Below are 13,360 nucleotides of genomic sequence, written 5' to 3' on the forward strand. Positions count from 1 at the left end.
ACCCACGCCCATCGCCGCACCGTGTCAATCGCCAGCGCCATGACGACGATCAATGCGAAATAGTAGAAGAACAGATGCGGTGCATCGCTTGAGCCGCCCACAGTGAAGGGCGCGCCAAGCGCCCCAACGACGCCAACAGCAGCCAGAAACGGCCCATAAAACCAGCCCAGAACGACAGCCAGTGCAGCAACGCCAACCAAGGCGATCAGCGCAAGATCGGAAGGGAGCATCGCATAAAGGTGCCGCGCAGACAGGACTGCCGCAAAAAGCGTTACGATTCCCGCCCCCGAGAATGTCGAGGGCAGCGCATTCATGCTTCCGCCTTCGTCACCGAAACGGCGGCGGGCGATTTCGCCCAATGCAATAAAGGCCGCGCCCAGCCCCAGCGCGCCCATTATGCGCGCGAAAGGTGTCAGCAATCCCTGCTCTACCCCGTATTGCACCATGAAGATCCCGGCAAGCGCGAGCGATACGGCGGCAATCCCGAGGAACCAGTTTTCTTTTAGCCAACTGGCTGCGTTTTCAAGGGTTTGCGTGCGAAAGACGAAAGAACGCGGGACTTGCGACGTGTCACTTGTGTCGCTGACAGGGTCAACATCGGCTTTGCTGTCCGGGACGCTCTTTGGGGCATTGGCTGTGGCAGTCTCGACGCGGGGCGCAACCGCCGCAATGCGTTCATCTTCAGCAGTTTTTGAAGCCCCCGCAGTTTCACCTAGGGGTGATGGGCTAGCCCGTTGCGCGTCTATCCCGTCGCGTTGCGCAAGTTGCTGAAATTCAAGCCGCGCAAGGCGCTCGTTCAACACGCGCAGTTTTTTGAACAGGATCACAACGCCAATCGGTGCCAGCAAGACAGCAAGGCCGATCAGAACACCAAAGAGTACAAGCAGGCCTTCAAAATCCATTACGCAGTCTCTCCGAACAAACCTGTTAGCGCGCGCCGTACGATACCTGTCACAGACGGACGTTTTTGCACGTTAAACGGAAGCGGGCGACAGACCTCCATCGCGGCCACCCCGACCCTTGCCGTAAGCGCGCCGTTCACAACACCTTCGCCAAAGCGGCGCGAGATTTTGCCCAGAACACCGCCCCCCGCGATAGATGACAAGAAATCATCGCCGACCGCGACCGCCCCTGTCGCCACCAAATGGGTCATCACGGCCCGCGTCAGGCGCCAATTGCCAAGCGCGCCAGAGCGCCCGCCGTAAATTTCCGCAATGCGGCGGATCATTCGCAAGTTCGACGTCAGCGCCGTTGCAACATCCGCCAAAGCGAGCGGCACTAAAGCGGTGACCATCGCCACCTGCCTTGATGCGGCTTCTATCTCGCGGGTCGCGGCGATGTCCAAGGGCCCCAGAATTTCACGCTCGGCGACATCCAGCAACGCATCACCATCCAGAATATCTGCACGCTTTTCTTCCAACGCCTCGCGGCCCCAACGCGTATCTTCGCGGCCCCGATAGAGGCGCGTGATCTGATCGACCACCTGACGAGCAGCCTTCAGATCGCCGCTGGCGCGCGCGGCTTCGCCTGCTCGGTGCACCACATCCATCCGGCGCAAGCGCGAAAACGCCGCCAATTCGCGAAGGCCCATCACCAAAAGGACAAGGACAAAGGCCGCCAGTAGCACCGTCACAGCGTAGCCAAGCAAAGGCACCCGCGCGATCAGCCCCATTGCAAAATCCCATGCCGCCAGCGACACCGCGAAGCCCATCAAGGAAACGAGCAAGCCCCAGAACCATTTGCTCAGGCGGGAGGGACGACGCGCCGTTAGCGCGGCTACGGTCTGCATCGCCTGCCCTTTGGGCGCTGGCATGTCCAAGTCAGGAACTGGCTGCGCTGCCTCTGGTCCGAGCTCTGGCGCGGGGGCATTTTCGAGATCGATCAAAACCGGTCCTTTAGCCATTTTTGCTCTCCTTATCGGGGTTTACCCAAACATATCGGATATCCGGCAGGCCCTCTTCATTGCCTGCGCCATTGGTGCGTTCCGCTTCGTGAAAGCCATGGCGCAGGTAAAAGCGTTGCGCGCCTTTGTTGGCTTGAAAGGTCCATAGCTCTAGGCGGCTTTGCCCTTGCATCGCATGTTGCAACAAGACGGTGCCAATGCCCGCGTTCTGAAAATTACCTGCGACGTAGAGCGATTGGACCTTGTAATCTTCAAGGACCAGAAAGCCCGCGACAACGCCGCTGTTTTCACACACATTCACCCAGCCCCGCGCGATCAATTCGCCCAGATGCGCGATGTCTTCGGCACCCGTATGAACCTTGGGTTTCCATGCATTCGCAGCCACGGCTTCGGATAGCATGGCGCCAAGTTTACCTGCATCGGTGCTGCGCGCAGCTCTCAAATGCAGGCTCACAGCTTGTCACCCAGCAGAAACTGCGCCGCTTTATCGAGCCTAATGTGAGGTGGCCCGACCCCGGGTTTCAGCGTCAAAGGCGCAGGCGCGAACCGCATGATCTGATAGTCTTCGTCCAGCCAGGCCGCAGCGCCATCGCGCGCCGGCCCTAACAAATGCGACGGATCTTTTGGCAATTGGCCGGGATAGAACGCCGCTTGCTTGCCGCTATCAAGCAAGGTGCCGCGCACGCAATCAAGCTTGGCCCCTTCGTGCTCGATCGTCTCTTCCGTTGTAGCGCGCAAAGCCGCAAGTGACATTGACGATGTCTTGGCCCCGGCAAAGCGCGCCTTGTCCCGCGCCTCGCGCGTCAAGGCCTCCATAATAGACGTCAATTCAGGATGTTGGGCATGATGCAGGTGATCGGCCTTGCTTGCTGCGAACAGGATGCGCTCGACACGTTTCCCCAAAAGCAGCTTGCTTAAAAAGGCGTTTGTGCCCGGACGAAATGCGCTCAGGATGTCGGTCATCGCGCCGCGCAAATCCTCAACGGCGCGCGGCCCGTGATGGATCGCGCCAAGCGCGTCCACCAGAACAACCTGTCTGTCGATCCGCGAGAAGTGATCGCGAAAGAACGGTTTCACAACGCGCGCCTTATAGGCCTCATAGCGGCGCGCCATTTCGCGCCCCAGGCTTCGGCGCGGCGCATTTGATGTGCCCGCGATCGGGGCAAAGGTAATTGCAGGGCTACCCGCCAAATCCCCCGGCAGCAAAAAACGCCCGGGCGTGCAATCATAGTATCCAGCCTTGCGCGCAGCGTGCAGGTATCGGGTAAAACTGGCCGCGAGCGCCTGTGCTTCGGGTTCGTCAAGTTTGCCCGTAGCGTCCGTAGCCTTAGCCAAAGCGCGATAGTCTATCGCTTCCTCGCGGGTTTCGATCCGCTCCAGAACCTCGCGCGACCACTCATCATAGCTTTTGTCCAGCAGCGCCAGATCCAGCAGCCATTCGCCGGGGTAGTCGACAATATCCAGATGCACTGTGCGGGGGCCTTGAAGGCCGCCAAGCAGTCCATTGGGCTGCACTTTTAACGAAATCCGCAATTCAGAAATCGCGCGCGTGCTTTCGGGCCAGTGCGGCGTGCGTGCGGTCAGCGCGCCGAGATGCGTTTCGAAATCAAAACGCGGTACCGTGTCGTCGGGTTGCGGCTGCAAAAAGGCGGCTGTTATGCGCCCTTCAGAGGCCGCCAGCAACTGCGGCATGCGCCCGCGATCCAACAGGTTGGCAACCAGTGACGTGATGAAAACCGTCTTGCCCGAGCGCGCAAGCCCCGTGACCCCCAGCCGGATCACAGGCTCGAACAATGTCTCGTTCACCGTGTCGCGCGCACCTTCAAGTGTGCGCACGATCCCGTCTGCGAGGGTTGAAATGACCACAAACACTGCCCCAACAATTATTTCCTTGGCTTAAGGATAAGGGCGCGCCTTGCGCGTTACCAGAGGGGAAAAAGATTGTTCCTTGCCCCGCAGGGCGTTAAGAGCAGCGCCATGCCCAGATATGCCCTCAAAGTTGAATACCACGGCGCGCCATTCGTTGGCTGGCAACGCCAGAAAGAGCACACCTCCGTGCAAGGCCGGATCGAAGCCGCGCTCGCCAGGCTTGAAAGCGGAGCGCATACGATTGCCGCTGCGGGGCGCACGGATGCGGGCGTGCATGCTTGGGGACAGGTCGCCCATTGCGATCTGACGCGCGATTGGGACCCGTTCCGCCTGTCCGAGGCTTTGAATTTCCATCTCAAGCCCGACCCGATTGCCATTATCGCCTGCGCGCAGGTTGATGACGATTGGCACGCGCGTTTTTCTGCCCTTGAGCGACGATACGAATTTCGCCTGCTTATGCGACGCGCACCCGCGACCCATGATGCGGGGCTCGTCTGGCAGGTGCCCCGCCAGCTCGATGTCGCCGCCATGCAAGACGGCGCGGCGCATCTTATCGGGCTGCATGATTTTACCACTTTCCGCTCGTCGATCTGTCAGGCGGCAAGCCCTGTAAAAACGCTGGACGAGCTGACCGTGCGCGCCATTGATGGTCCCTCAGGGCCAGAAGTGCGCTTTCGCGTGCGCGCACGCTCTTTCCTGCACAATCAGGTGCGCAGCTTTGTCGGCACGCTTGAGGCGGTCGGATCAGGTTCATGGACGCCAGATGACGTCAAATCCGCGCTTGAGGCGTGCGAGCGATCGGCTTGCGGCCCCGTCAGCCCGCCTCAAGGGCTGTACCTTGCCGACGTCACCTACCCCGAAGACCCCTTCAAAGACTGCGCGACCTAGGGCCCTGTCGCTAGCTTCTCTGGTCCTGAAATACCTCGGGGGAGTCCATCTTGATGGACGGGGGCAGCGCCCCCTAGCCGCGCAGCTCGTCAATCGTTATCGCTGCTTGCCGCGCCTGCCCCTGCCAAACGGGATTGCTCGCTTTCGGGAACAAAAGTGCGCTCAGCGAATTGGCATAGGCGTGCCCAGAGCGCACTTTCCACGTTGAACGGGCCAACGGGCGCCGACGTTTCGCTCATTGCAGCGCGCAACCCGGCTGGCAGGTCGCACTGCAATTCCACGGCGCGGCCTGCTTCCTTCAAATCTCGCCAGGCGATCATGGCCAAAACGGGATGGCCGTTTTGCAACGCCTCGCCTTCCAGCACAGGTGCCTCGAACTTCATCTGCAACAAGTGCGGCACAAGATGCAATGCACCCGCCGCCGCCAAAGCCGGCGCAGCGCGGCCAAAGTCCTCTGCGCAGCCAAGCGGCATCCCCGCCCCGCGCGAGGCCTTTGTTACAAGGGCCGAAATTTCATTTGCAGACCGCATCAATCACTCTCCAAAGCAGGGCAGCCACCAGTCATCGGCTGTATCCAACTCGTCAAACAGTGGCGCGCCCTGACACAGGGTGATCCGCGTCCAGCGATCCGATTTCGGATCAAATTTCGCCGCACCAAAGAAGGCCAGCTTGCAGCGCAGCATATCAACCGGCAGGCAGTTTTCGCCAATCAGGTTGTCCCTGATTTCGCCGTAAGGCGCGCGCGCGAGGGTTTGAACACGGCGCAGCGCAAATCGTAGATCGGGGCGTTTCAACAGCAGTTCGGCGACAATCCCGCCCTCGCCTGCAAGCGCCGAATGCAGCCCGGCCACGCGCCGCGCGATATCCAGCGGGCTTTCCAGCTCTGCGCCCTCTTCTTCATAGCGGCGCCCCAAACGTGGTTCCTGTTTTGCCTCGGACACATACCAGAATTGTGCCGTTTCAATCCTGCTTTCAAAATCAAGCTGAAGCGCCCAGCTCCAGTCCCGCGCGATTAGTTCGCGCAGATCATCCAGTGTCATTGCCGGATCAATCTCGCTTTGATGCGGATTGGCCATGCAATCGGTTAACCCGTCGATCATTTCCCCGAACGGCTCTAACACGAGCGCAACCAGCAGTTCCTGCGTGTCCTCGAACCACTGCGTGGACGCTGCCAAAGCGGCCGCTACGGGATCGGGGCCGCTTAAAACATCCGCAAGCATCGCCTGAACCTGTGGCCAATCCTGACGGATCCGGGCAATGCGTTTCGCGGCGATCAGGTCAGGAACGTTCCATTCTTCGAGATGTCGCGCAGAGCGCTTTGCAAGAGCAAGGAGACGCGCGCGCGTATCGCTATTGATGGCGGGCAGCGCTGCCACACGCGCAAGCGCTGTTTCGCGCACTTGCATCCAGCTATCAAGCAAGCGCGGATGGCTGACCAGAAACGGCGCCATGCCAAGCCCTGTCGCGTTACCAATGCCCAAATGCCGTTTCAAACGTCGCTCGAGCGGCGCGCCGCCCACATGTTCCACCAGATCATGCGTAAAGCCGCGGATAAGCCAAACCGTCAACATTTCGGCGGCAAAAGGGCCGCTCAAACAAGGGCGTTCGGCAATATGGGCGCGATCTGCAATGCCGAATTTGCCGTTGCCATAGACAGCGGTTGTGCGCATCAAATAGCCTGTTTCGCGCACTCTGGTTTCGTCTGGCTGCGCGCCCTGCTTCAATGCCTCGATCACATGTGCGAACAGGCGCACAGATTTATTTGCGCGGCTCAGAACAAGATCGCGATGGGTAAATCGCGCAGCTTCCTGCTGCGGGGCTGCTTTTACGATACGCGCGATTTCAGTGGCGTCCGGTATCCCGTCATACAGCACATAGGCTGTATCCCAGGCGGTCGCGATGACGCGGTCGGTGCGCAGCTCGGGCGGTAGGTCTGTCGACACCGCCACAAGTGAATAATCGTATCCACCAAGACGCAGCGTATAAACCCCATGCCCAAAGCCATCAGCGTTCATGTTCCAAACGGTGCGCGTCACCTGAGCATTTTCGCGCGCCAGATCGCGCATCAATGTGCGCAGGAACGACAAGCGGGTCGGGAACATCGCCCCCATTCTGCGCAGGCGCATCACTGTGCTTGGCGGGCGCAATCGGGTTTGAGGCAGGGTTTCCAAGTCAGGGGTATTCATGCCTCGGGCCCGAACGAGCTTTCATAAAAGCGCAGCCAGTTGCCCCCCATGATCCCTTCCATCTGAGCCAGGCTGAAGCCGACATCCAGCAAGCCTTGCGAAATATTGCCAAAATCGCGGTTGTCGTTGAACCAGTCTGGCATCGGCGGAAAGCCTGCGTTGTCCGCACTGCCTTCGCCGTAATCCATCACTTTGCTCCAACGCCCGACCCGCATCCATTCAACGATGCTATCGGGCTGATCCTGACAAAGATCGGTGCCAATCCCGAGGTGTTCAGCCCCGTAGCGCGACGCCGCTTCGGCGATCATTTCGCAAAACTCTTGTAGTGTGCAGTTTGATGCACCCTTGAGATGATGCGGATAGACCGAAAAACCAAGCATACCGCCCCGGCCCGTTAACGCTTTGAGAACCTCATCGGATTTGTTGCGCAGCGCGGGATGCCACCAATGCGGGTTCGCATGGGTAATGGCGATAGGCCTTACAGAATGCTCAATCGCCTCAAGCGTCGAGCGGTCCGCGGAATGGGACATATCGATGACCATACCGACGCGGTTCATTTCACTCACCACCTGCTTGCCCATGCGAGTCAAACCTGTGTCATTCTCTTCATAACACCCCGTCGCAAGCAGGGATTGGTTGTTATAGGTCAGTTGCATGAAACGGATGCCAAGCTGGTGGCAGATTTCCACAAGGCCGATATCGTCCTCAATCGGGCTGGGGTTTTGAAAGCCGAAGAAAATCGCAGTGCGGTTCGTTTCCCGGGCAAGTCGGACGTCAGCGGCGGTGGTCCCTTTGAAAATCAATTCGGGGAAGCGTTCGAACCAGCGGTTAAAGGCCTCGAGGTTCAGTACCATTTCACGAAAGCTTTCGTGATAGGCGATGGTGACATGGACCGCGTCCACCCCGCCCGCGCGCATTTGGCGGAAGATGGTTTCGGACCAGTTGGCGTATTGCAGGTTATCTATCAGGGGTGCTTTCATAGGCCTCACGCTGCCTGCAAACGTCGCTTCGGGCAAGATGCAAAAACGACCTTTAGCCGCGTTTTCGCGCAAAGAAATCCTGAAGCAAGCTGGCAGCCGCAGCCGCATTGATCCCGTCATAGACTTCGGGGGCATGATGGCTTTGGGACTGCTCGAACACGCGCGCGCCTACGGTTACGCCGCCGGATTTGGGATCAGCCGCCCCGAAATACAGCCGCGCGATACGTGCATGGGCTATCGCGCCTGCGCACATCGCGCAGGGCTCTAGCGTTACGTATAGATCACAATTTGGCAGCCGTTCCTGCCCGAGCGCGGCGCAGGCCGCGCGGATGGCCATGATTTCGGCGTGTGCGGAAGGATCGCAGCCCGTGCGCGTCGCATTGCGCCCGCGCCCGACAATCACGCCATCTTTGACAACGACTGCGCCTACGGGCACTTCGCCCGCCTGCCCCGCTGCGCGCGCCTCGTCCAATGCGACATCCATAAATGACGTGAATTGCATAATCCGTAACCATCTGCCTTTCGCTGCGCGCTTCAATACCCTAAAGCAAGCTTATGAACACACAAACACCCAAAGGCGAGCGCATCGCAAAAGTTCTGGCCCGCGCGGGCGTCGCATCGCGCCGTGAAGCAGAACGCATGATTGAAGCCGGACGGATCACCGTCGACGGTGTCAAAATCGACAGCCCTGCCCTGAATGTCGAGCCGCGCGCGCGCATTCTGGTGGATGGCAAGCCGATGACGCCGCCAGAACCGCCGCGTGTTTGGCTATATCACAAGCCGCTTGGCCTTGTGACGACGGACAGCGACGAAAAGGGACGCAAGACCATCTATGATGATCTGCCCGAAGACATGCCGCGCGTGATGAGCGTCGGGCGTCTTGACTTGAACTCCGAAGGTCTGATCCTGCTCACCAATGACGGTGCGCTAAAGCGCAAGCTGGAGCTTCCTTCGACCGGATGGCTGCGCAAATACCGTGTGCGCGTGAATGGTCGCCCCCAAGAGGAAACGTTTGAACCTTTGCGCCGTGGGCTCAACCTGCAGGGCGAAATATTCCAACCTATGATGATTAGCATTGATCGCCAACAAGGCGCGAATGCTTGGCTGACGATTGGTATTCGCGAGGGCAAGAACCGCGAAATCCGCCGCGCAATGGAAGCTATCCAATTGAACGTAAACCGCTTGATCCGTGTCAGCTATGGCCCGTTCCAGCTGGGAAATCTCAAGGTCGGCGCGGTAGAGGAGTTGCGTCAAAGAGCGCTCAAAGACCAGCTGGGCATGAGCGATGAGGACTTTGAGGTTCCGGGCGCGCCCGCAAAGCCGAAACCCAACGCACGCGGCAAGTCCAACGTTACGCGCGGCAAACGTCCGCCGCTTCCGAAGGGCAGTTTGCGCAAAACCGAAGACGACTGGGAAACCGGGCGCCCCGCCCACAAGCCGCGCGGTCAAACGCTGGCAAGCAAAAGCGGCAAACCAGCGGCAAAGCCACGCGGCAAGCCCGGTCCGCGGCGCGGATAGTCTGGAATTCCCCCTTTTCTATTCTCGGCGCTGGTTCTTGTTGCTGTCGAGGTCATTCAGTCGGGCTACAGCCGCAAACTCAACGCCGAGAGACGCACTGCATCGCGTCACTAAAGCGGAAAATCGCGAATAGGGGGAAATGCGCGTCGATTTTCCCTCGTTTCCACTGGTTTTTCTGCGCTCACAAGCACATAGTTATATAGAAATAGCGCATCGGGGGGTGCCATGACCGGAACGGGTCTTCAGAAATTTGCATATGTTGCACTGATCGTGCTGCTCTTCGGGGTCAGCTCTGGCTGGCTTGGGGGGCTTTAGGACATGGCGCAGAAGTATGGCGGCAAGTTTAGCCCCGATGGTGAAACCAATAGCAATCACGACGCACCGCAGCGCAACAGTTTTGATGGCGCAAACCCCGATCCGGCGGGCGCGCGCTCGAATGTGTTGTTCGTTCCTGCAATCGTCCTTGTGGCGACGACGTTTTCCGATGGCGCTATCCCTTTGGCCCTTGGCCTGATCGGTGCCTGCGCGCTGACGTTGGCCGCTTGGTTGTTGCGCTCGGGGCTGCGCGCCGAGGCCGAATATAACGCGCGCAAGATTGCCCGTCGCCCTGCCCTGCCGCGCAAAATGATTGCCTCTGCTTTGACAGGTATCGGCGCAGCGCTTGGCGTTATCGCCCACCTGAACAGTTTTGATATTCTCTCCCCGCTTATCTTTGGCATCGCGGGCGCGGGTTTGCATCTGGCAGCCTTCGGCATTGATCCGATGAAGCACAAAGGCATGGAAGGCATCGACACCTTTCAGCAAGACCGCGTCAGCCGCGTTGTAGACGAGGCCGAAAGCCACCTTGCCGCAATGTCCGACGCGATCCTGCGTGCGGGCGATCGCGGGATGGAACGCCGCGTCGAGCAGTTCCAGCGCACGGCGCGCGAATTGTTCCGCACGGTGGAAGAAGACCCGCGCGATCTGACTGCGGCGCGCAAATATATGGGCGTCTACCTGCGCGGCGCACGTGATGCGACGGCGAAATTTGCCGATATCTACAGCCGCACAGGCGATGCTCAGGCACGCACGGATTACGCGGCCCTACTGGATGATCTGGAGCAGAACTTTTCTGCCCGAACCCGCAAGATGCTGCTCGATGATCGCAGTGATCTGAATGTTGAAATTGAAGTGCTGCGCGAGAGATTGCAGCGCGAGGGCGTTCGCCCGTCTTAATCTGGAGTTACGAATAATGGCCACCACGATCCAAGCCAAAGCACAAGAAACACTGGCGCTTGTAGAAGAAGTAAATGCAGTTGTTCTTGCAGAACCAACGGATGCGAATGCGGTTGTTTCGCTGTCTGATGCGAACAAAACGGTGAGTAAAGAAATTACCAAACGCATGAACGAAATCGACATGGATGACACCAATTCCATCGTCTCGTTCGGTTCTGGCGCACAGGCGGAATTGCAGGTTATTTCCCAAGCGATGCTGGCAGATGTCCGTAACAAGGACGTTGGTCCTGCGGGCGATTCCCTGCGCAATATCGTCACCACCATTCGCGGCTTTTCGGTTTCCGAACTGGACGTGCGTCGCAAGCGCAGCTGGTGGGAAAAGCTGATCGGCCGCGCTGCGCCATTTGCCAAGTTCACTGCCAAGTTCGAAACGGTTCAAGGCCAGATCGACAAGGTGACCGAGGACCTTTTGGGTCATGAGCACACGCTTTTGAAAGACATCAAATCGCTTGATATTCTTTATGATAAAACCCTCGCGTTTTATGACGAACTTGCGCTCTATATCGCCGCTGGCGAAGAAAAAATCCGCCTGCTCGACGCGAATGATATCCCTGCCAAGGACGCTGAAGTGCAGGCCGCACCCGAGGGCGAGCAGGTGATGAAAGCGCAAGAGCTGCGCGATCTGCGCGCCGCGCGCGACGATCTGGAACGCCGCGTGCATGATCTCAAACTGACGCGGCAGGTCACGATGCAATCGCTTCCCTCGATCCGTTTGGTTCAGGAAAACGACAAGTCCCTCGTCACCAAGATCAACTCGACACTGGTGAACACTGTTCCGCTCTGGGAAACGCAGCTTGCACAGGCCGTCACAATCCAACGCTCTGCCGAAGCTGCGCTTGCGGTGCGTGATGCGAATGATCTGACCAATGAATTGCTGACCTCCAACGCGGCGAACCTGCGCGAAAGCAACAAGATGATCCGCACCGAAATGGAGCGCGGCGTCTTTGATATCGAAGCGGTGAAAAAGGCCAATGCCGATCTGATCGGAACAATTGAAGAAAGCCTGCAAATCGCGGATGAAGGCAAAGCCAAGCGTGCAGCCGCCGAAGCCGAACTCAAGAAGATGGAAAGCGATCTGCGCGATACGCTTGCTGCTGCCAAGGCGAAGACCTCGGGCACTGGTGACACCATCGGCACAGCTGCAGGCTAAATGAAACGGGTGCGGCGCATACTCTCACTTACAGCCCTGCTTGGCGCTTTTGCGTTGGCAGGGTGCGACGTGGACGCGCCGCCGCCAACCCATAGCCCTGCGGTTTCGCCAAGGCCGACACCAAAGCCTATTGCGCCAAAACCGGTGCCGCAGGCCCAATCCGCGCAGAGCAAAGAACTCGCTACCTATTATGGCCGCGTTCAGGCCGATCTACTGGTTCAGGGACTGCTGCGCACTGATGGCGGCGGACCTGATACGCCCTACACAGATACGATGCTGGCCCGGAATTTCGAACAGATCGCCTTTTATGACGAATATTCGGGCGGTGGGCTGAACGCGAGCAACGGTCAGGCCGGGCGGCTCAAGCGCTGGGACGGACCTGTGCGCTTCAATGTTGAATTCGGCTCGAATTTCACGCCATCCCAGCAGGCGCGATATTACGAAAATGTTGCGAGCTATGCCGCGCGCCTGTCGCGTGCAACGGGCCACCCGATCGGCGCGAGCCCCAGCAGCGGCAATTTCCATGTGCTCTTTATGGGCGAAGATGACCGCGCGCTTGTGCAAGAGCGCGTGCGCGCCCTTGTGCCGCGTATCGATCCCAGCGCCCTGCGCATTTTTGCCGATCTGCCCCGCTCGATCCATTGCCTCGTCGTTGCCTTTTCTGGCGGCCAAGGCACCTACGGGTACACTCAAGCGGTGGCGCTGATCCGCTCGGAACACCCGGATCTGATGATGCGATCCTGCATCCACGAAGAACTTGCGCAGGGCCTTGGCCTTGCCAATGACAGCCCAGCGGCGCGTCCGTCGATTTTCAATGATGACGATGAATTCGCGCTGCTCACAACGCATGATGCGCACCTGCTTGGCATGCTTTATGATCGTCGCTTGCAGACGGGTATGAACCTGAACGCCGCGCGCCCGATCATCCGCCAGATTGCCGCCGAGCGTCTGGGGGCAGGATTTTGAACACACCACCACACACATATCTGATGAAGGACTGAACCCATGGGTATTTTTGATTTTCTGACGGGCGAATTTATCGACGTCATTCATTGGACCGACGACACGCGCGACACGATGGTTTGGCGCTTTGAGCGCGAAGGGCACGAGATCAAATACGGTGCCAAGCTGACCGTGCGCGAAGGCCAAGCCGCTGTATTTGTGCATGAAGGCCAGCTTGCGGATGTCTTTACACCCGGTCTTTACATGCTCGAAACCAACAACATGCCGATCCTGACGACGCTCAACCATTGGGATCACGGTTTTAAAAGCCCGTTCAAATCCGAGATCTATTTCGTCAACACGACGCGCTTTAACGATCTGAAATGGGGCACTAAAAACCCGATCATCGCGCGTGATCCTGAATTTGGCCCTGTACGTTTGCGCGCCTTTGGCACCTACTCTGTCAAAGTGTCCGAACCTGCGCGTTTCCTCACCGAAATCGTCGGCACCGACGGCGAATTCACGATGGATGAGATCTCGTTCCAAATCCGCAACATCATCGTGCAGGAATTTTCGCGCACCATCGCCCGAGCGGGTATTCCTGTGCTGGATATGGCCGCGAACACACGCGAGCTTGGCAAGCTGGTCG

The 13,360-nt window shown here is 58.8% G+C and carries 14 protein-coding genes; 6 read left to right on the forward strand and 8 right to left on the reverse strand.

The window, feature by feature from the left end; all coding sequences use genetic code 11:
- The 4 genes from WBC85_RS14625 to WBC85_RS14640 form a co-directional block, all read right to left on the reverse strand.
- Positions 1–902: DUF2339 domain-containing protein (locus WBC85_RS14625; RefSeq protein WP_424438787.1), on the reverse strand; the 902-nt coding region annotated here is incomplete at its 3' end.
- Positions 902–1,903 carry a YcjF family protein gene (locus WBC85_RS14630; protein WP_424438790.1) on the reverse strand — a complete coding sequence of 334 codons (1,002 nt, stop codon included), beginning with the start codon at positions 1,901–1,903 and terminating at the stop codon, positions 902–904. The genes WBC85_RS14630 and WBC85_RS14625, both read right to left, overlap by 1 nt.
- Positions 1,896–2,357, reverse strand: coding sequence for an N-acetyltransferase family protein (locus WBC85_RS14635; RefSeq protein WP_424438793.1), 462 nt, complete (start codon positions 2,355–2,357; stop codon positions 1,896–1,898). The genes WBC85_RS14630 and WBC85_RS14635 overlap by 8 nt, the downstream gene beginning before the upstream one ends.
- Positions 2,354–3,769: a YcjX family protein gene (locus WBC85_RS14640; protein ID WP_424438796.1), complete on the reverse strand. Its 1,416-nt coding sequence runs from the start codon at positions 3,767–3,769 to the stop codon at positions 2,354–2,356. Before WBC85_RS14640 ends, WBC85_RS14635 begins: the two co-directional genes overlap by 4 nt.
- A gap of 111 nt (positions 3,770–3,880) precedes the next feature.
- Between WBC85_RS14640 and truA the strand changes: the two genes are divergently transcribed.
- Positions 3,881–4,660, forward strand: a complete 780-nt coding sequence (gene truA / locus WBC85_RS14645; protein ID WP_424438799.1) for a tRNA pseudouridine(38-40) synthase TruA — start codon at positions 3,881–3,883, stop codon at positions 4,658–4,660.
- 89 nt (positions 4,661–4,749) lie between these two features.
- On the opposite strand, the gene WBC85_RS14650 is transcribed toward truA, so the two are convergent.
- The 4 genes from WBC85_RS14650 to WBC85_RS14665 are packed head-to-tail and all read right to left on the reverse strand — an operon-like array spanning position 4,750 to position 8,328.
- Complete coding sequence (locus WBC85_RS14650) at positions 4,750–5,190, reverse strand: DUF3726 domain-containing protein (RefSeq protein WP_424438802.1); 441 nt, start codon at positions 5,188–5,190, stop codon at positions 4,750–4,752.
- A 3-nt stretch (positions 5,191–5,193) separates the two neighbouring features.
- Positions 5,194–6,846, reverse strand: coding sequence for a hypothetical protein (locus WBC85_RS14655; RefSeq protein ID WP_424438805.1), 1,653 nt, complete (start codon positions 6,844–6,846; stop codon positions 5,194–5,196).
- Positions 6,843–7,826: a membrane dipeptidase gene (locus tag WBC85_RS14660; protein WP_424438808.1), complete on the reverse strand. Its 984-nt coding sequence runs from the start codon at positions 7,824–7,826 to the stop codon at positions 6,843–6,845. The genes WBC85_RS14655 and WBC85_RS14660 overlap by 4 nt, the downstream gene beginning before the upstream one ends.
- A 52-nt stretch (positions 7,827–7,878) precedes the next feature.
- Positions 7,879–8,328, reverse strand: a complete 450-nt coding sequence (locus WBC85_RS14665; RefSeq protein ID WP_424438811.1) for a nucleoside deaminase — start codon at positions 8,326–8,328, stop codon at positions 7,879–7,881.
- 53 nt (positions 8,329–8,381) lie between these two features.
- On the opposite strand from WBC85_RS14665, the gene WBC85_RS14670 reads away from it, so the two are divergent.
- From WBC85_RS14670 to WBC85_RS14690, 5 genes are all read left to right on the forward strand, one after another.
- The gene (locus WBC85_RS14670; RefSeq protein WP_424438814.1) at positions 8,382–9,344 is read left to right on the forward strand and encodes a pseudouridine synthase; all 963 of its coding nucleotides are present in this window, start codon (positions 8,382–8,384) and stop codon (positions 9,342–9,344) included.
- Between the two features lie 318 nt (positions 9,345–9,662).
- Positions 9,663–10,559 (forward strand): 5-bromo-4-chloroindolyl phosphate hydrolysis family protein, encoded by an 897-nt coding sequence (locus WBC85_RS14675; RefSeq protein ID WP_424438817.1) that lies wholly within the window; start codon positions 9,663–9,665, stop codon positions 10,557–10,559.
- 16 nt (positions 10,560–10,575) lie between these two features.
- Entirely contained in the window at positions 10,576–11,769 is a 1,194-nt protein-coding gene (locus WBC85_RS14680; RefSeq protein ID WP_424438820.1) for a toxic anion resistance protein, read from the forward strand.
- The gene (locus WBC85_RS14685) at positions 11,770–12,735 is read left to right on the forward strand and encodes a DUF2927 domain-containing protein (protein WP_424438823.1); all 966 of its coding nucleotides are present in this window, start codon (positions 11,770–11,772) and stop codon (positions 12,733–12,735) included.
- A gap of 39 nt (positions 12,736–12,774) precedes the next feature.
- A partial coding sequence (locus WBC85_RS14690) for an SPFH domain-containing protein (RefSeq protein WP_424438826.1) occupies positions 12,775–13,360 on the forward strand: 586 nt, incomplete at its 3' end.

This window comes from Planktotalea sp., assembly GCF_049680325.1.
Classification (GTDB): domain Bacteria; phylum Pseudomonadota; class Alphaproteobacteria; order Rhodobacterales; family Rhodobacteraceae; genus Planktotalea.